The sequence below is a fragment of the Trueperella pecoris genome (assembly GCF_014926385.1).
GTDB lineage: Bacteria > Actinomycetota > Actinomycetes > Actinomycetales > Actinomycetaceae > Trueperella > Trueperella pecoris.
The window spans coordinates 339,268-358,494 of record NZ_CP053291.1 but is presented as its reverse complement, the minus strand read 5'-3'; the positions used below and the strand labels follow the sequence as shown (position 1 = coordinate 358,494).

Annotated in this window: 15 protein-coding genes; 5 read left to right on the top strand and 10 right to left on the bottom strand. The window is 59.6% G+C overall.

Annotation, left to right across the window (positions count from 1 at the left end; translation table 11 throughout):
* From fdxA to typA, 4 genes are all read right to left on the bottom strand, one after another.
* A complete protein-coding gene (fdxA, locus tag HLG82_RS01720) occupies nt 1-324 on the bottom strand; it encodes a ferredoxin (RefSeq protein ID WP_193327025.1) in 324 nt (107 codons plus the stop codon).
* Between the two features lie 61 nt (nt 325-385).
* Entirely contained in the window at nt 386-2,401 is a 2,016-nt protein-coding gene (locus HLG82_RS01715; RefSeq protein ID WP_193327024.1) for a VanW family protein, read from the bottom strand.
* An 83-nt stretch (nt 2,402-2,484) separates the two neighbouring features.
* On the bottom strand, nt 2,485-2,841 hold the full coding sequence (locus HLG82_RS01710; RefSeq protein WP_193327023.1) for a hypothetical protein: 357 nt from the start codon (nt 2,839-2,841) through the stop codon (nt 2,485-2,487).
* A 1-nt stretch (nt 2,842) separates the two neighbouring features.
* Complete coding sequence (typA, locus tag HLG82_RS01705; RefSeq protein WP_193327022.1) at nt 2,843-4,783, bottom strand: translational GTPase TypA; 1,941 nt, start codon at nt 4,781-4,783, stop codon at nt 2,843-2,845.
* A gap of 241 nt (nt 4,784-5,024) precedes the next feature.
* Between typA and HLG82_RS01700 the strand changes: the two genes are divergently transcribed.
* Nucleotides 5,025-5,648 (top strand): PH domain-containing protein, encoded by a 624-nt coding sequence (locus tag HLG82_RS01700; RefSeq protein WP_193327021.1) that lies wholly within the window; start codon nt 5,025-5,027, stop codon nt 5,646-5,648.
* A gap of 38 nt (nt 5,649-5,686) precedes the next feature.
* Here HLG82_RS01700 and HLG82_RS01695 read toward each other — a convergent pair whose 3' ends face one another.
* Nucleotides 5,687-7,417, bottom strand: coding sequence for an ABC transporter ATP-binding protein (locus HLG82_RS01695; protein WP_193327020.1), 1,731 nt, complete (start codon nt 7,415-7,417; stop codon nt 5,687-5,689).
* Complete coding sequence (locus HLG82_RS01690; protein ID WP_197550898.1) at nt 7,418-9,304, bottom strand: ABC transporter transmembrane domain-containing protein; 1,887 nt, start codon at nt 9,302-9,304, stop codon at nt 7,418-7,420.
* 346 nt (nt 9,305-9,650) lie between these two features.
* On the opposite strand from HLG82_RS01690, the gene HLG82_RS01685 reads away from it, so the two are divergent.
* Together HLG82_RS01685 and HLG82_RS01680 are read left to right on the top strand one after the other, a co-directional pair.
* The gene (locus tag HLG82_RS01685) at nt 9,651-9,935 is read left to right on the top strand and encodes a transposase (protein WP_193326469.1); all 285 of its coding nucleotides are present in this window, start codon (nt 9,651-9,653) and stop codon (nt 9,933-9,935) included.
* Nucleotides 9,905-10,786 (top strand): IS3 family transposase, encoded by an 882-nt coding sequence (locus HLG82_RS01680; protein WP_193326468.1) that lies wholly within the window; start codon nt 9,905-9,907, stop codon nt 10,784-10,786. Before HLG82_RS01685 ends, HLG82_RS01680 begins: the two co-directional genes overlap by 31 nt.
* A 209-nt stretch (nt 10,787-10,995) precedes the next feature.
* On the opposite strand, the gene HLG82_RS01675 is transcribed toward HLG82_RS01680, so the two are convergent.
* From HLG82_RS01675 to HLG82_RS01660, 4 genes are all read right to left on the bottom strand, one after another.
* The gene (locus HLG82_RS01675) at nt 10,996-12,726 is read right to left on the bottom strand and encodes an ABC transporter family substrate-binding protein (protein WP_193327018.1); all 1,731 of its coding nucleotides are present in this window, start codon (nt 12,724-12,726) and stop codon (nt 10,996-10,998) included.
* 205 nt (nt 12,727-12,931) lie between these two features.
* Complete coding sequence (locus tag HLG82_RS01670) at nt 12,932-15,091, bottom strand: dipeptide ABC transporter ATP-binding protein (protein ID WP_193327017.1); 2,160 nt, start codon at nt 15,089-15,091, stop codon at nt 12,932-12,934.
* A complete protein-coding gene (locus tag HLG82_RS01665) occupies nt 15,091-16,092 on the bottom strand; it encodes an ABC transporter permease (RefSeq protein ID WP_246462281.1) in 1,002 nt (333 codons plus the stop codon). Before HLG82_RS01665 ends, HLG82_RS01670 begins: the two co-directional genes overlap by 1 nt.
* Nucleotides 16,092-17,102, bottom strand: coding sequence for an ABC transporter permease (locus HLG82_RS01660; RefSeq protein WP_193327016.1), 1,011 nt, complete (start codon nt 17,100-17,102; stop codon nt 16,092-16,094). The genes HLG82_RS01665 and HLG82_RS01660 overlap by 1 nt, the downstream gene beginning before the upstream one ends.
* A gap of 220 nt (nt 17,103-17,322) precedes the next feature.
* Between HLG82_RS01660 and lipB the strand changes: the two genes are divergently transcribed.
* Complete coding sequence (gene lipB, locus HLG82_RS01655; protein ID WP_193327015.1) at nt 17,323-18,087, top strand: lipoyl(octanoyl) transferase LipB; 765 nt, start codon at nt 17,323-17,325, stop codon at nt 18,085-18,087.
* A gap of 58 nt (nt 18,088-18,145) precedes the next feature.
* Nucleotides 18,146-19,192, top strand: coding sequence for a lipoyl synthase (gene lipA, locus HLG82_RS01650; RefSeq protein ID WP_246462282.1), 1,047 nt, complete (start codon nt 18,146-18,148; stop codon nt 19,190-19,192).
* The last annotated feature ends 35 nt before the right edge of the window (nt 19,193-19,227 follow it).

Here is a 19,227-nt window from a genome sequence, read left to right as displayed (position 1 = left end):
CTAGTCGTTAATGCCCTCGGGCAAAGCGGCAATGAACGGGTGATCCTTCTTGATCACGCCCATCTTCGCCGCGCCACCTGGGGAGCCCAGATCGTCGAAGAACTCGGCGTTTGCCTTGTAGTAGTCCGACCATTCCTCCGGAGTGTCATCCTCGTAGTAGATCGCCTCCACCGGGCACACCGGCTCGCACGCGCCACAATCGACGCACTCATCGGGGTGAATGTAGAGCATGCGCTCGCCTTCATAGATGCAGTCCACGGGGCACTCGTCCACGCAGGCGCGATCCTTGACGTCAACACAGGGCAAAGCGATAATGTAGGTCACGCTATCCTCTTTTCGTTCACAATTGCTTTACTGGGAATCATCCTAGTACTAAATCGGCTACTCACTCACAGCGCACGGCATGAACCGGCTGATAGGTCCACGTGTACTGCGAGTCTTCCTTCACCTCGCCGTTGAGCTTGACCACGCGGCCGACGCGGACGGAGAAACCGGGACCACCCGCGGGCGATGGCTCGCAGTCATGGGCCTTGTTGGTCTTCGTCTCCGGCTGGACGTAGTTGAACGGCTTGCCCTGCCAGACTTCGACGTCCCAATAGTGGGTCGACCACAGCCGCGTATGGACCTGGCCACCGGCCACCCACGTCTCCACTAGGGCGCCATAGGGGGTGTTGTTTTCCCAAATCATCGAAATCTGGCCGCTCCACAGCGTGGACTCCAGGCCCATCGGATAGCGGGAGAAATACTTCGAATGCGGCTGGTGGGCCACATCAATCATGCCCGCGCGGTATCCCACATTGAACGTGTTCGTCGACAGCTGCGACAGGCCGCCGCCCAGCGCCGTCGAGTTAAAGCCGTTGGAGACCACACCCGAGGAGACGAAGCCATGCTGCTCGTCAATCGGGCCCAGCGCTTCCTCGAGGTTGAAGCGCTCCCCCGGCTTGACCAGCGTGTTGTTCACGTTGCGCGTGCCGACCACCAGATTAGTGGTGCGGACAGGGTCGTTCGTCAACGGCGTCGTAATCTCGGAGACAACTTCCTTAATCCCGAGCGCCTGCGCCTTCTGCGTCGTGAATTCCGGCTCCTTGGCGGTCACGTCGGCCACGATGGTGCGATCGGAGCCCTTGGAAAGATCCATGAGAGCCTGGGACATCTTCACGACGTCGATCGCTTCGCCGCTGGTCGAGGGGGTAATTTTCGGCGCCCCGTTGACGATCGTAATCGTGGCGTCCTTCGCGACGCTCAGCACCTCGCCTGCCTTTTCCGAGACAGCCTGCTCGAGCTTTGCCTCGTCGACGACGAGCATTGGCTTGCCGGCGTCGGCCTTGACGGAGAGCATATCCCCGGTCTGGGCGGGCGCGAGCTCGACGAGCGCGTCCTTGACCGTGATCGAAATCGGCCCCGAAAGCAACGGCTCGACCTGCGAGGACGCAAAAGTGTTCATCTCGTTGGTAGAAACGCTGGGCTCGACAGAGTCTGCCGGGAGCTGGATCGGGGCGTCGCCCGCGAACCACTTGTCGAGGATCGCTCTACGCGCGCCGCCCTCGTCGACCGCGTGCCCCTCCCGAGCTGGCTGCACCTGGCTCTTGCCCTCAGTGATCGTCAGTGTCGCGTCGGCCGGGTCCTGCTTAAACTCCTTGGCCAGCCGGGACACCTCGGTGCCCAACGCCTGGTCGTCGGCTTTCAAGACGGCGTCGATATTCGCCGCGCCCGAGATGTGGGCCCAGAGGCGGCGCGGGTCAAGCGAGAAGCCGGTCAGCTCGCCAAACGTCTTGTCGTAATCAACTTCGAGGGCGATGTTGCCGGGGTTGATCGTCTCCTGGCGGGTGTCGCCGAGCACGACGACCTGACGCGGAGTCGTCAGCGCCTCATGCAGGCCGGCGGCAAGGACCTCACGCGCCTCGGCCTTATCCACGCCGCCCACCTGGATTCCGGAAATGGAGGTGTTGGCAGGAATACGGTCCTGGTAGGCGTAGGCCGCGCCCACGTAGCCAAGGGCGAGCACAAGCGCTCCGGCTCCCCACAGCCACGCACGCTTTTTCTTGGCCGGGCGGTCATGAGCAGCGTCGGTTTCCGCCTGAGGCACCTCGACGGGTGGCACGGCAGGCGGCATGGCGAGCACGGTGTCTTGCGTGACAGGGGCCAGTCGTTGCGTGGCAGGGGCCGCGGGCTCGTCCCACACCGCAGTATCAGCCGCAGGCTCATCGGCGACCTGATCGGCGATGGGCTCGTCCCACACCGCGGTTTCGTCCGCGGGTTCGGCCTCGTCAGCAGAACCGGAGGCGGCCTCGGCCTCCTCGGAGGACTGCGCCTCGTCGGCGTGGGCCGAATCGCCCCCATCAGCAAGACGCTTTCGCCAAGCGTCTACCAGATTGTCGTCCTCATTGGGGTTGTCGGCCACGTCTACTCCTTGCCATTGGTTCCGCCCCGATTTTATCTACCTTTGGCAACCACGGCGCGAGGACGCTGCGAAGGCCGCCAATATCACGAATCCGAAGGATCTTCGTGCGCGCGGGATCTCCGTCCGACAATCCCCACGGGCACAACCAGGGCGACGGCGCACGCCACCATCCACGCGTTCGTCCACCCGGCGCTGGCGGCGCCGAGCAGATCGTCGTCGGGCGGAAAGAAGAGCAGCCAAGTCGTCGTCGTGAGCACGGAAAACGCGTAAAAAGTCCACGCGAGCGCCCGCCCCCACTCCCAGGCGAACCAGGCTCCGGATGCGACGATGGCGAACGCGAGCGCGAAGCCGACGGCGGCGAGGTCAAGCGGGCCGGGATAGACCACGACCCCCATGATTCCCGCGAGGAACCCAAAAACCGCACCGCCGAGAGCAAACACGCTACTTGCCCGCCTTCGCGGCAGCCTTCTTGCGGCCCGCCTCACGCCCGCGGAGCATGGCCGAGAGCTCGACCTTTCGGATGCGGACGGTCTCAGGGGTGACCTCGATGCACTCGTCGTCGCCGGCGAACTCGATCGACTCCTCGAGCGTGAGGTAGCGGCGGGCCTGAAGCGTCTCGAAGACGTCGGCGGTGGAGGAACGCATGTTCGTCATTTCCTTCGCGCGCACGACGTTGACGTCCATATCCTCGTTGCGCGGGTTCTCGCCCACGACCTGGCCCTCGTAGACCTCATCGCCCGGATCGACAAAGAACGTGCCACGATCCTCCAGGCGCTGCAGCGAGAAGGCCGTCACCTGGCCCTGACGATCCGAGACCAGCGAGCCGGTCTGACGCGAGACGATCTCCCCCGCCCACGGCTTGTAACCGTCCGAGATCGAGGTGGAGATGCCGGTGCCGCGCGTGAGCGTGAGGAAGCTAGTGCGGAAGCCAATCAGGCCACGGGCCGGAACAATAAACTCCATGCGTACCCACCCCGAGCCGCGGTTCGCCATCGTCTCCAGGTGCCCCTTGCGCAGGGCCATCAGTTGGGTGACGGCGCCCAGGTATTCCTCGGGGACGTCCACCTGTGCGCGCTCCCACGGTTCGTGCACGACGCCGTCGATCACCTTGCGTACAACCTGCGGCTTGCCCACGGTCAGCTCGAAGCCCTCGCGGCGCATCGTCTCCACCAAAACCGCGAGCGCAAGCTCGCCACGGTCCTGGACCTCCCACGTGTCCGGGCGGTCGGTGGGAAGGACGCGGATCGAGACGTTGCCAACGAGCTCCTGAGTGAGGCGGTCACGGATCTGGCGCGCGGTGAGCTTGTGCCCCGAGACGCGGCCCGCGAGCGGGGAGGTGTTGGTACCGATCGTCATGGAGATGGCCGGGTCGTCAATGTGGATCGGCGGGCGCGGGCGCGGATCTTCAAGGTCCACGAGCGTCTCACCGATGGTGATGTTCGGGATGCCCGCAATGGCAACGATGTCTCCCGGGCCTGCGACGAGCGCCGGCTGACGCTCGAGGCCCTTGGTGCGCAGGAGCTCGGTAATGTGGACGCGCTCGATGGGCGAATCCGGGCCGTCCGCGAGGCCAACCCACGCGCCCTTCTTCAGCTCTCCCGAGAAGACGCGCACTAGCGCCAGTCGGCCCAGGAACGGGGAGGCGTCAAGGTTGGTCACCTGGGCTACCAGCGGCGCGTCCGACTCATAGGTGGGCGCCGGCACGTGCTCGAGGATCGCACGGAAGAGCGGCTCGAGGTTCGCCGAGTCGGGCAGGTCGCCGTCGGCGGGTTGGTTGAGCGAGGCACGCCCGGCCTTCGCGGCGGCGTAAACGACCGGCGTCTCGATAATCGCCTCGAGGTCGAGGGACGTGCCCTCGCCTTCGACGTCGGATGCCAGGTTGAGCAAGAGCTCCTGCGTCTCTTCGACGACTTCGGAGATCCGGGCGTCGGGACGATCAACCTTGTTGACCACCGGAATCACCGGCAGGCCAGCCTCGAGCGCCTTGCGTAGCACGAAGCGGGTCTGCGGGAGGGGCCCTTCGGAGGAATCGACCAGGAGAACGACGCCGTCGACCATCGACAGGCCACGCTCCACCTCACCGGAAAAATCGGCGTGGCCGGGGGTGTCAATGACGTTGATCGTCAAGCCATCGGGGGCACTGAATTCGGCCGCCGACGGGCCAACATAGGAAATCGCCGTATTCTTGGCGAGGATGGTGATGCCCTTTTCGCGCTCGATGTCGCCAGAATCCATCACACGCTCACCGGTGGATTCCACCGTGGCGTGCGGGTCAAAGACTCCTCCCTGCCACAGCATGGCATCAACGAGGGTGGTCTTACCGTGATCGACGTGGGCGACGATAGCGACGTTGCGCAGATCGTTGCGGACGATTGTCGTCATACATATCCTTCAAAATCGGGGCCCTGAAATAAGCCAACGCCCCATCCTAAACCGCCACGATTAGCGGATTGAATACCGCACCCTTAAATGCGAGCGAAAGTACACGCGCTATGGCGCGGCGTGGGGGCGCGTTGGGCGGGTGCGGGAGGTGCGGCGCAGGCCGGGCGTTCGGCGTCGTGAACCGCGCGCGTGTGTTCCTTGCCCTAGCGCGCCTGGGCCAAAGACCTGAGACAATAGGGCTATGACTCTGATCTTGCGTGGCAAGTCCACCCGCCTTTACGCCTTCCTCCTGTTCTTCCTCGCGGCCGCTTCACTCGTTGCCTCAACCATCAACGGCGGCCTACGTGAACTTCTGTGGGCACTGCCGATTGCGGCCTTCATCGTCGCCTTTGGATGGGCCTTCTTTTGGAACCCGCGCCTCGAGGTTGGCCCGGGTGGCATCCACGTGGTCAATATCGTCCGCGAGCACCACATCCCTTGGCTTGACCTCGAGCTCGCCGAAAACCGTTGGGGCCTCTACCTCTACACGAAGGCGGCGGATAAGAAGATCAGCGTGTGGGCGGTTCCGTCGAGCGCAGGTCTGTTCAACAATTCGTGGCGCCAACGAAATAAGCCCTACGAAGATCCCGACATTAATTGGGCAAACGTGGGCACGAAATCGCGCATTGTTCAGTCCGGTTTCGCTGCCGACCTCATCATGCTTCGCCTCGGCAATATCAAGCGCAATTCGCATCTTCGAACCGAGCTGCGCCGCCAGCTCACCATTTACTGGCCCGACGAAACGACCTCCAAGGTGGCGCTCCTACCTATGATTGTGCTCGTGGCAGCCACCGCCGGAGCTGCTCTGGCGTTCTACAACCTGTGAGCCCGGCCGGCGCCCGCGACCTGCGCCCGCGCCCCGCCTCAGTCCTGTTGCCAGGCCTCCCACAGCGAGGCGTATTCGCCGCCTCGCGCCACCAGCTCGTGGTGGGTGCCGAGTTCGGCTACTTCGCCGCCGATCATGACGGCCACGCGGTCGGCGTCGTAGGCCGTGTACAGGCGGTGTGCGATGGAAATGACCGTGCGACCTTCGAGAACACGGAGGAGCGCCTGCTCGGCGGAGCGGGCAGCGGTAGGGTCGAGCAGGGAGGTCGCCTCATCGAGGATGAGAACGGGCGGATCCAGCAAAACGATGCGTGCAAGCGCAAGCTGCTGGGCCTGCGAGGGCGCAAGTTCCTTCTCCCCCGAACCGACCTTCGTTTCGAGCCCATTCTCGAGTCGGCCGACCCAGGCGGCGTTCACGGTCGCGAGCGCGGCCAGGAGCTCCTCGTCCGTGGCGTCTTCCTTGGCGAAGCGTAGGTTTTCGGCAATCGTGCCAACGAACACGTGACTCTCCTGCGTCACGAGCGCCACCGTCTGGTGCAGCAGAGCCTCAGGCAGCTGGGTGACCTCCACTCCGCCCACGCGAATCGACCCCTCTCCGGGAGGGTTCACGCCAGCAATCAGCCGCCCAAGAGTGGATTTCCCGGCTCCGGATGGGCCCACTATCGCCAACCGCTCGCCGCGAGCAATCTCGAGAGTCACATCCCGTAAGACCGGCTGCCCGTCACGATAGCTAAAAGACACGTTCTGCACACTCACGGCGTCATCGGCGGGGACGGCGTCGTTAACAACCCTGTCCGAAGGGACGTCTGCGACACCGAAAATGCGGGCAAGTGCCACAGCTGCAAATTGAAGCTCGTCGATCCACCAGCCCAGCTCGTCAAGTGGCCAGCGCAGCTGTTGGGCATACAGCGTCACGGCGATCACTGCGCCCACGGTCGTGTACCCCAAGCCCACGAGCCAGGCGCCCCACAAGATCGCGATAACCATCGGCGCGTATAGCACCACGATCATCGAGCCAGCAAAATAGGTACGCATCAAAGCAGAATAGCGTTCGTTATTCCACTCTTCTCGCAGCAGCACACTGGTACGGCGGAGGCGCAGCTGGCTCATCCTGAGCGAGTCAACGGTAGCTGACTGCTCGACAGTCTCGGTGATATCACCAGAAAGTTCCGCTCGCAAGGCAGACGAAGCAAGATAGGCCGCAATTGTTCGGCGTAGGTAGCTGCGGATAACGAAGAACAGTGGCACAAAGCTCAGCACGACGACGAACCCGACGCGCCACTCTACGAGGAAGGCCGCTGCCACGGTGACGAGGACCTGAAATGAGAGAACCATGAGCCGGGAAATTCCTTGCCGGACAATGAATTCCACGCGATTGATGTCTGACGTGGTTCGTCCGAGGAGGTCGCCGGTTCCGGCGGCTTCTACTGTGGACAGCGGCAAGTGCATCACAGCGTCGACCAGCTGAACACGCATCTCGTGGAAGACCTTTTGGCCAAGTACCCTGCTGCGATAGTCGGCGAACCAGTCTGCCGCGAAGGTGACTACGACGGAGGCGATAATGATCGCGATGTAGTTGCGAATTACGCCAGCGGTGGTGCCTACCGCGACCGCGTCGAAGGAACGGCCGATAATCCATGGTGTGACGACGGCGGCCACCGCGACCACTATCTGCACGGCAATGATCAGGATGAATTCACTCTTGTGGCTGGAAAAGAGCTCGAGAACTTTAGCCACTATTGTCCGGTTAGTTGCAATGGGGAGCTTCATTTAGTTCTCCTTCCTTGGGTCGGACGCGGCGGTCTCACCGGCCTCGCCAGTTTGGTTCACATTGCCGGTTTCATGGGCTTGCCGCGCGTCTTCATCCTGGTCGCCTCCTCTGTGAACGACGCTGTAGTAACGGCTGTCGTCGAGGAGTTCGGTGTGAGGACCACGGGCGACTTCTCGGCCGTCGGCGCCTACGAAAATGACCTCGTCGGCTTCACCGAGAAGGATCGGGGAGGCTGAGACGACCACCGTGGTACGCCCCCGGCGCTGCCGATGTAGCCGGTGGGAAATGCGGGATTCAGTATGGGAATCCACAGCCGAGGTAGGCTCGATCAGGAGCAACACGGGAGCTTCGGTCAGGATTGCCCGCGCAAGTGCCACCCGTTGGCGCTGCCCGCCCGATAGTGATCGTCCGCGTTCAGCAACATACCCGTCGATGCCGTCTTCGACGGATTCCATGATGTCGGTGGCGTCGGCCGTGATCATCGCGAGTGTCAGTTCGTTGTCGGGAAGAGCGATCGGGTTGGCTTTATGTTTGCGGCTTGCGATTCCAGAACCGTCTCCGGTGTCGACCATCTGGTCCAACACACTCCGGGGGAGCGGCCAGGCGGCGTTGCTGGCTTCGAGATTTGAACGTAGCCGGCCTTGGAATAACTGTGCGATGGCGTCAGAGAGCACGACGCCACGGCGAACCTCATCGAGTGCGAATGCGGTCAGCGGAACCTCGGGATGACCTTCCCAACGTGCGGTGATCTCGTTTTGGTCATCGATACGAGCCAGCCGTTCAACTAGTGCGGCCGATACTTCTGGTGCCGCTGAAACGACGGCGGTATGCACACCTGGCCGGATTTCGACACCGGTCTTTCCATCGCGTAGGTAGGCACTGCCCCAGTCGAACTCGCATCGACGCTCGGCCGGCATGCGCTCGGAGGCTGCCCCGACGGCGTCGTTGCGCGGGAGGGCCGATGTGACAGACGGGTCAACGCCCGCGTCAGAAGTAAGCGGCTCGATGGCCATGACCTTGGCAATACGGCCTGAGGCAACTTTCGCATCTGTATAGAACTGCAAGAAAGTTGTGGCAACCCAAATCGGCATGACCATGTACATTGTGTAGCCGTAGAAGGCGACCAGTTGACCATAGGTCATGGTGCCATGGAAGACCTCCCACAAGCCGCCGCCGACGATCACCGCTGTGACTATCCCGGGCACGGCCGTCGTCAGCCCGCGCATGAAAGCTTGAAGTGCCGCCGCTTGTATCCCCGTTTGGCATACTCGTTCCGATTGGACGGCGTATCGCTGGGTATAAATGTCTTCTCCGCCCACTCCGCGTAGCACGCGTAGCCCCACCGCAGCATCGGAAGCGAGCGTCGTAAGCCTGCCGCGCTCTTCACGCTGGACGTCAAGGCGCTTGTGGAGTGGTTTGATGAGAAGAGTCATCAGGCTGATAGCGATGGGCAATCCGAGAGCGACGATGGTTCCGAGCAAAGGGCTAATGCGAATCATAAGAACGACCGTGAGCACAAAAGAGAAAGCGGCTGCGATCAGTTCGGGGACCATCCGGAGAAACTGGCCGATCTTTTGTGCATCCGTGGTTACCGCTGCCACCATTTCTCCGGCGGGCATAGCGTATCGGCCACCGCGCCGAACGCCTACCAAGCGGCGCACCATGGCCATTGACCAACCAATGTTTGCACGCAGTGAGCTGACGATGAAAAGAGGTTCGGAAAGTGTACCGAGAACCCGGAAGAAGATAACCCCTATAAGGAGCACGATGCCCGGTAGGAGATCAGTGGTCAGGCCTCGGTCAATACCGGCATCAAGGGCACGGCCGAGTGCCCATGAGACAAGTACTGATGAGCCAAAGCTCACCATAGAAAACAGTACCGTCATGCTTATGAGCCCAGCGTTCTTACTGATTGTGGAGCGCAACAGCTTAGCCTGATCCATGTCCCCGATAGCATCAAACTCTAGTGAGGATGGCCAAAGTTTGGGTTGGGGCCCCAACTCGTAACGGCGCTTGTTTATGGCGCCGTTACGCACATCGCTCGTGGCGGCGCGTCGTGCTCGATTGCGCATTACAGGTATAAGGGCAAGAAAATTTCGCATCTTCAGACTTTCACACATCACCCACATACGTGGGTGCAACACAAGGGATTGGAGTGCCCTAGGTTTTTAGGTCCAGGTGACTTGAGTGTTGTCCGTTGATCCCCTGCCTGTGGGTGGGGAGAATGGATGAATGGTGAAGAAGTTCAGTAAGCATACTCCTGAGCAGATTGTTCGTAAGCTTGATAAGGCGCGGGAGATGAAGGAATCAGGCTCGACGACGGCTCAGATCCTGACCGAACTTGGGATTAGTGAAGCCACGTTGAATAGGTGGCAGGCAACCTATGGGTCGATGACCAAGAGCGAAGCGAAAGAGCTCCAGCGCCTGCGCGATGAGAACACGCGCCTCAAACGCCTCCTGGGTCAGGCAGAGCTGGAGAAGGCTGCGTGGAAAGAATTATCGGAGGGAAACTTCTAAGCCCAGCTCGCCGCCATGATGCCGTCTGGCATCTCGTTGGGCTGGGCTATTCCCAAAGACTTTCCTGCCAGATCGTTGGGCTCTCTCGCAGTGCTTACCGGCGCGCTAGGACCCGTGAAAGCACGCCGGATAAATACGCGGACTTGCGCGAGTGGATGCACGAGTTCGCGCGTGATCACCGCCGGTGGGGACACCGGCGTGCCTGGAGAAACGCCCTCGCCGAGGGTTATGGGGTATGCCGGGAAACTTTCCGGCGCTTGTGGCGTGAAGAAGGTCTACGCGTGTTGCCGCGCAAGAAGCGTAAACGCCTCAGTGGTCACGGCCAGCGTGATGTTCCTGCTGGCCAGTACCCGAACGACGTGTGGGCGTTGGACTTCCAGTTCGATTCAACCTGGCATGGCAAGATGATCAAGATTTGCAACATTATTGATGAATACACCCGCGAGCACGTCGCCTTCGCGGTCGATAAAAAGCTTGATGCGGGCTCGGTGATCGAACTGCTCGACGTGGCTTGTCTGGAGCGCGGAGGACGCCCTAGGGTGATTCGGATGGACAACGGGCCTGAGTTCATCGCCCACGCCCTCGAGGTTTGGGCGGCCGAGGATAAGACGATCCAAGCGCTCATTCCGCCAGGCCAGCCATGGCATAACGGGTTCGTTGAGTCGTTCCATAACCGGATGCGAGACGAGCTCTTGGAGGATAACAGCATCGAGAACCTTGAGCATGCCCGCCTACTCGTGGCCCAGTGGTCACGGCGCTACAATGACTTCCATCCGCACTCCGCACTCGGCTACCTCAGCCCGCGGAAGTATGCGGAACAATGGAAACAAGAAAACACGGTCAACGCTTAAACCAAGTGGACCTAATTCTTAGGCCACCCCAGGATTTATTTCGAACTGCTACAGGCCTAGCGCCGAGTACCCACCGTGGCTTCTAAGGATGCGCAATAAACATGGGTGGGACCCTAACATATGTGTCGTTCTTTCACCAAGTTTGAGTAACACAAGAGTGAGGGCCGACCCGCCGGGCCGACCCTCATCTTATACCTCGAGAATCTCAGTTACTTGGTGTATCCGATGTTCTCAGGAAGCAGGATTCCGGAGAAGACGGTCGAGCCGTAGTTGGCAAGCTTAGCCGGGATGGCGGTGATGTTTGCTCGGTAGTAGAGCGGAAGAGTCATAACTTCTTCCCAAATCACTTCGTCAACCTGATTAGTCAACTCACGACGCTTGTCATCATCAGTTTCCTTAGCAATTGCCGCGATGAACTCATCAATCTTGTCCACCTTCATACCGGTGAAATTAGAGTTCTGCAGCTTGCCTTCCTTGTCGAAAGGATTGCCGTAAATCTGTCCGATGTTGGCCATTGCGTACGGGGTACCATTCCATGCGAAGGACGTGATGTCGTACTCACCCTTGATGACGTTATTGAAGAAGTCCTTCGACTCAACATCCTGGTAGGTGACCTTGACGCCAATCTCCTTCATCATGTCCATGAACATTGCGCCTTCGTTCTCGTTAGCAGCATTCCCCGGAATGCGCAGGTAACGGACAGCGAGTTCCTTGCCATCCTTCTCGTAAACCTTGGTCGCATCGTTCATCTTGTAGCCGGCTTCTTCGAGCTTGGCCTTAGCAGCCTCGGGATCGTAAGCCCACTTGGTCGAGTTGTCCTTGTAGCCCTTCTGGCTTGGCATGAAGAAGTGGTTGCCCAGGTTTAGATCCAAGCCCTGGGAAGGAAGACCAGAAAGGTCGGAAGAAGCAATATCCTTGGTGTCAATGCCGAGCTGGATAGCCTGGCGGACAAGCTTGTCCTGGAGGGCTCCCGCACGCGAATTGAAAGTAAAGTGGCGCCACTGCACCGAGTCAGACATCGTGATCTTGCCGTCCGGTCGACCCTTCGCGGTTTCGTAGGTGGCAGCATCAACGATGAAGTCGATAGCGTCGATCTCGCCGTTAGCGTAGCCAGCAGCGGTAGCCTTCTGATCGAGGGCCGAGAAGGTCACGGTCGAAAGCTTAGGAGCCTTGCCCCACCACTGCGGATTGGGCTCAAGCGTTAGCACCTTCTGAGCAGGATTGGAGGCGCTGACCTTAAACGGGCCAGCGAGGAACTTGTTTGCCTCAACCGGGTCAAGCCAGCCTTCGTTAAAAGACTTCGAATCAACGGCACCAGCAGCCGCCGTCACGGTCGAGAAGTTTGCCGACCAGTCCGGGTACTTCTCCGAATACTTGACGACAACCTGCGTGGGTGAGGACCCCGCCTCGATCGAAGAAATCTGGGTCCAGCCATCAGGAGATGCGCAGGCCACTCCTTCAATCTGACCCGAGCACGCCTTCCAAGCTGCTTGATAGTCAGCCGCCGTAATCGGGGTGCCGTCATTCCAGTGGGACTTCGGGTTGAGGTTAAGAGTAATCACCATGGCGTTCGTGCCATCGCCATCAGTATTCGCCTCATAGGACTCAACGTAATCCGGGTTAACATCGAAGTTACCCTTTTCGTCGTAGATCCAGTTCCGCGGGGCGATGAAGCCGTAAATCTTCGTACTCAGATCCACTGTATTGCCATCAACGTGGTTGGCATTCCATTGCTCAGGATAAGAATTAATAGCGAGCCGTAGTTTTCCACCGTCGGCCAGCTGGTCACGATCTACCTTGTTGTAATCGGTTGCTGGAAGCGAAGAAGCAGAGCTGGTCTTGGACGAAGCTTCCCCACTCTTGGCACCGGAGCCAGAGCAGGCGCTCAACGTGAGTGCCGCGGCAGCAGCGAGTGCAACGCTTGCCTTCATGAATCGCATAAGAGTGTCCTCCTTTAGGACTTAACTCCCGCCGGACGTGCGGGAGTTCATGGGGATAGGTTAGTCGAAAATCTTAAGATCGTGAAAACTTAGCGGCCCTTTTTACCGAAGCGTGACCAAGAAATCAGCTAAAACCACCAAAACATCTCTAACAAAAGGGCGGGGCAACGGTCCGAAAACCGCTACCCCGCCCTCTGATAATAAGCTAGAAAACGTTGAGATGACGCGGATAATAGCACGCCACGTCGTGGTCTTCCCCGACAGTTGAGAACTGTGGATGAGTCTCGTCGCAGATCTTTCGCTCACCATCACCGAGCGTCTCATAGACTGGACACCTGCTGACAAAGCGGCACCCCGTGGGCGGATTGGCCGGCGAGGGTAGATCGCCCTGGAGCAAGATGCGATGGCGGCTACGCTCCTTGGCCGGATCCGGAATCGGAATAGCCGACAGCAAGGCCTGTGTGTAGGGGTGACGTGGAGCTTCGAAGACGGCGTCGACGTCGCCAACCTCAACCAGTTTACCCAAATACATCACTGCGACTCGATCAGCGATATGGCGGATCACCGACAGATCGTGAGCAACAAAGAGGTAAGAAAGATTGAGTTTCGCACGCAACTCATCAAGCAGATTGATGACACCAGCCTGAATGGAAACGTCAAGAGCGGAAACAGGCTCGTCAAGCACGAGGAGCTTGGGCTGGACAGCCAAGGCGCGCGCAATTCCGATACGCTGGCGCTGGCCGCCGGAGAAGTTGCGCGGGTAGCGGTTAACGTGCGCGGGCTCAAGGCCCACCATATTCATCAGTTCCGTCACGCGCGGCTCAATGTCAGCCTTCTTCCAACCGGCATACTTGAGCGGCTCGGCGATGATGTCGAACACCGGCATACGCGGATCCAATGACGCCATCGGATCCTGGAAAACTACCTGCAGATCGTTACGCACACGTTTGCGGTCCGCACGCGTCATATCTGCGGTGTTCTCGCCCAAAACGACGATCTTGCCCTCGATGGGCTTCACGAGGTTGAGAACCTCCATGAGGGTTGTCGTCTTACCCGAACCAGACTCTCCCACAAGGCCAAGGGTTTCCCCGGCGCGGATATCTAGAGAAATACCGTCGACAGCGTGAACGGTGCCGACACGGCGGCGGAACACCGAGCCTTTCATCAGTGGGAAGTGCTTCTTCATATCTTCGATTCGCAGCACTTCCTCACGCTCATTGCGCGCAGTGCCATCGAAAGGCGGAATAACGGGAGCCGGTTTCGGATAAATATCCTCATAGTGTTTAGATTCGTCACGAATCTCATCGCGACGAATACAAGCAACTTCATGAAGCATCGTCGGATTATCCGACTTTACCTGCTCCAGCGTCGGCTCGCCGTCCAAACACGCGAGCTGAGCGACGGGGCAACGTGCAGCGAAGGGACACCCTGTCTGTTCATAGAGCATTGAAGGCGGATTACCTTCAACCACAGCAAGCTGATGTTCCTTCTTTGAATCTAGGCGCGGCAGCGACCCGAGCAGGCCGATGGTGTAAGGCATGGCCGAGTGGTAGAAGATTTCATCCACGGCGCCACGCTCAACGATACGACCGGCGTACATAACTGCGACTTTGTCAGCGATACCTGCAACGACACCAAGATCATGGGTAATCATGATCACGGCAGCCCCCGTCTCCTTCTGTGCTTTGCGGAGCACGTCAAGGATCTGGGCCTGGATCGTAACGTCCAGAGCGGTAGTCGGCTCGTCTGCGATGATGAGATCCGGATTGTTAGCAATCGCCATCGCGATCATCGCACGCTGACGCATACCGCCAGAAAACTCGTGTGGGAAGGACTTGACGCGAATCTCAGGGTTAGGGATTCCAACAATACCTAAAAGTTCGATAGCGCGAGCCTGTGCGTCTTTATCGGAAATCTTGTCATGGGCCTGAAGCGCTTCGATAATCTGATCACCGATCGTATAAACCGGGGTCAAGGCCGAAAGCGGATCTTGGAAAACCATCGCGATATTCTTGCCGCGAATCTTCGACATGTAGCTGTCGCTCTGGCCAAGAATCTCGGTGCCGTGGATCTTCACCGATCCTTCAACCTTGGCCGAAGGATCAAGCAGCCCCATAATCGACATTGACGTCACGGACTTGCCTGAACCGGATTCCCCCACGATGCCAAGGACTTCACCCGAGTTGACCGACAGATTCACGCCACGAACAGCATGAACGACGCCGTCTTCAGACGGGAAACGCACGTTGAGATCCGTCACTTCGACGACGGGCACCCCCGGCGTAGCAACGGGGAGCGGATGACGCTCGCCAATGTTCTTTTTGGAGTTCACGATGCCCTCTTCCTTCACGTTCTTCTCTGTCATTACGCCTTGCCGCCTCCGGACTTCGATGATGGGTCAAGAGCGTCGCGCATGCCATCACCGATGAAGTTGACCGAAGCAAGCATAATGACGAGCACGAATGCCGGCGGGATGAAGAGCCACGGATGCGTCAGGGCAGAAGCCTGACCCGCACCAATGAGTGAGCCAAGAGAAACCTGAGGATCCTTGATTCCGAATCCGAAGTAAGACAGCGACGTCTCCGACAGCACGGCGGATGCCACGCCAAGAGTGAAGTCAATAATCAGCAGGGAGGAAATGTTAGGCAGGATATGGCGGACGATGATCGTCCTCGAGGGGACCGACATATATTTGGCAGCGTGAACGTAGTCAAGGTTCTTGACCGACATCGTCAAAGAACGGACGACGCGCGATGTGAGCACCCACCCGAATGCCGCGAGGAGCAAGATGAAAACGAGAACTCCGGAACGCTCAGCCCCAAAGCGGTTAGAAATGATGGCGATCATGAGGAAAGAGGGGATCACCAGCATCAAGTCAATAAGCCAAGTGGCAAACTTGTCCACCCAGCCGCCGAAGTACGCCGCCGATGCACCAAATAGCGCAGCCCATCCAGTCTGAATGAGAGCCACAGCGAAGCCGATGATGAGAGATTTGCGCAGGCCTTCCATCGTCATCGCGAACATATCTCGGCCACGTTTGTCTGTGCCGAACCAGTGCTCAGCCGAGGGAGCTTTGAGGTAGTGCCCGCGATCACGATCAAAGAAAGACCATTCCGTGAGGTAAGGACCCAGCACTGCTGCCAGAAGGATGACTGTTAGACCCACCACTCCAAACACGGCCGTCTTGTTGCGCCAGAAGCGACGCGCCACAATTTGACGGCGCGAGTAGCGCTTAGTCGCCGCGATGCGTTCAGCGGTCTGCGCAGTCAGCTTTTCCTTGACAGCCCTTAATTCATTTGCATTGGCCATCGGCGAGAGCTGATCGGGCATCACAGTTTCGGCCATAGGATCAAGATTCTTGTTCATCAGTTCACCCTCACTCGAGGATCGACAGCCGCAATAAGGACGTCAGAGAGAAAAGCACCGGTCAGGGTAGCCGCGCCCGAAAATGCAACAACGGCAGCTGTTCCATTGATGTCCTGTCCCTGAATGGTCTTCACGCCGTAGATGCCCATGCCTTCCCATCCGAAGACCTGCTCTGTGATAGCTGCTCCCAGCACAAGAAGCGCAATACCAAATGCGAAGTAGGTGGCGATCGGAATGAGGGATGTGCGCAGAGCGTGGCGACGAACCGCAGTACCAAACCGCAGGCCCTTGGCGCGGGCGGTGCGCACGTAGTCAGCCCCGAGGGTGTCCAGCATAAGGTTGCGCTGGTAGCGCGAATAGGTGGCCAGACCTCCCATGGAGATTGCGATCGTGGGAAGCAACAGATGCTGGAGGCGATCTTGCAAATTCGGCCAGAATCCTTCCGGAGGAATCGGCGCCTGTGGCCCAATAAATTGGAAGAACTCTGTTCCAAACGTGTTGTTAAACCAGACGGCAGCCATCTGTAGGCCAATAGCAATCACCATCGCCGGGGTGGAGATGATGATCATCGCGAGGATGGTGATGATGCGGTCCGGCACCGAGTACTGGTGGACGGCAGCCCACGCACCGATGGCCACGCCACCGATGATTCCGATGAAGAAGCCGAGGAAGACAAGCTGCAAAGAGAGCAGAATTCGATTGGCAACCTGATCGTTGACGGACTCACCCAGCGGGGAGAATCCCCAGTCCCACTGGCCAAAGACCATGCCCAGCCAGTCGACGTAGCGGCTCCAGATCGATTCCAGTGGGTTGATGTTCCAGCCGTTGAGGCGCGCATCGACGGTCTGGACCACTTCAACGTAGGAGCGGTTGGCCATTCTGGTCAGCTCATTTTCGATGAGCATCGAACGCGGATCCAGCTGAGTGCCTGCCAAAAAGTAGGCAATTGTCACGGCAACGAACAGCAGAACTACGTAGTTCAGCAGTCGCCGAATCAGATACTTTGTCATGCGAGGCCTTCTCTAGTGGAACGCCCTCCGCCTCGCTGGGACGATGGACGTCATGTCTTCACTTCTGGTCTGGCAGTCTATACCCAACCCCACGTCTAATCACCTTTGCAATCCCATCTCGGCCGAAATTCGGTCCAAAATCACGCCTATTTTCCCCTGATGTGGTCAAAACAGCGCTTACGGAGTCGATAGCTGCGGACTTCCAAACTAGGCTGACTCCGTGCAGATCGTCAATATGTTAAACTTCGGCCCGTTACAATACATGGACGTCGACCATGTCCAACGCTTTATTCACGGCGAGGTCGCCGCCCAGCGCATGCCCGACTCCCTGATCGTCTGGGAGTCCCAGGACACCTACACGGCCGGCAGGCGCACGAACGACGCCGATATCCCTGACACCTCCATCCCCGTTATCCGCATGGATCGGGGCGGGTCAGTGACCTATCACGGGCCCGGCCAGCTCGTGGTCTATCCCGTGGTCAAGGTGCGCCCACCCAAGGACGTGGTCACGTTCGTGCGCAACACCGAGTTGGCCATCATGGACGCCATGAAGGAATTCGGCCTGCAGACCTACCAGGTCGAGGGGCGCTCCGGCGTCTGGATTCTTCAACCGGGCCAAAAGGACCGCAAGCTATGTGCGATTGGTATCAAATTTGCCGACGACGCCACCATGCACGGCCTGGCCCTCAACGTCACCACCAACCTCGACCTGTTCATGAAGGTGATCCCCTGCGGTTTGCAGGACGCTGGGGTGGCCTCCCTCGAATCCTTAGGCATCACGACGACGCTGGCCGACGTCGCCTCCGTCCTCCTGCCCCACCTCGCGGCCGCCTACCAGCCGCTTCTCCTGCGCCCGACGCAGGAGCTGACCACCGCCAACTCCGAGGAGATCTTGGCAACGATACGGAATAATTCCGCCCCCAAGTTCATTAACGACGTCACAGGCACCATGTGGGAGCCGAAGGGAAGCCGGCCGCAAGCCTAGCCTGGGCGGGCATCGGCGCGACGGCGTCGTTACAATGGCTGTAATTCAAGGAGGGAAATTGAGCCTAGACCAAAGCGATCCCCGGATTAATCCCGGCGGCCGCAAGCTACTTCGCGTCGAAGAACGCAACGCCGAAACCCCGATCGAAACCAAGCCGGGCTGGATTAAAACGACGGCCACGGTGGGCAAGGAGTACACGGACATGCGTTCACGCGTGGACGGCTCGGGTCTGCACACCGTGTGCAAGGAGGCCAACTGCCCCAACATCTACGAGTGCTGGGAAGACCGCGAGGCCTCCTTCCTCATCGGCGGCGACATCTGCACCCGCCGCTGCGACTTCTGCTTTATCAAGACGGGCAAGCCCACGGAATACGACGTCGACGAGCCGCGCCGCGTCGCCGAGAATGTGCGCGAAATGCAGCTGAACTACGCCACGATCACCGGCGTCACGCGCGACGACCTCGAAGACGGCGCCTCCTGGCTGTATGCCGAGACCTGCCGTCAGATTCACGAGCTGTGCCCCAATACGGGCGTTGAACTCCTCATCGACGACATGCGAGGCGGCGCGCCCGCCCTCCAGCAGGTCTTCGACTCGCGACCGGAGGTGTTGGCGCACAACCTCGAAACCGTGCCCCGCATCTTTAAGAAGATTCGCCCCGCCTTCCGCTACGAGCGCTCGCTGGACCTCATCACGTTCGCCTCCGAGAACAACCTCATCACGAAGTCCAACCTCATTCTCGGCATGGGCGAGACGCGCGACGAAGTCCTCGAGGCGATGCAGGATCTGCACGAGGCCGGATGCGACATCCTCACCATCACCCAATACCTCCGCCCCTCCAAGCTTCACCACCCCATTGATCGGTGGGTCAAGCCGGAGGAGTTCGTCGAGCTGTCCAAGATCGGCTACGAGATGGGCTTCGCAGGCATCATGGCCGGACCGCTGGTGCGGTCCTCGTACAGGTCGGGCTCGCTGTGGTCGCGCGCGATGAAGCACAAGGGCTGGGAGATTCCCGAGAACCTGCGGGGCATCGCGGGCGCGGGAGACTCAAACGAACCGTTGTTCGCCCGCCAGGAGGCCGCCTCGATCGTCGCACGCCACAAGTAGGCCCGTTTATCCAAATACCAGCGGAGCCCGCACGC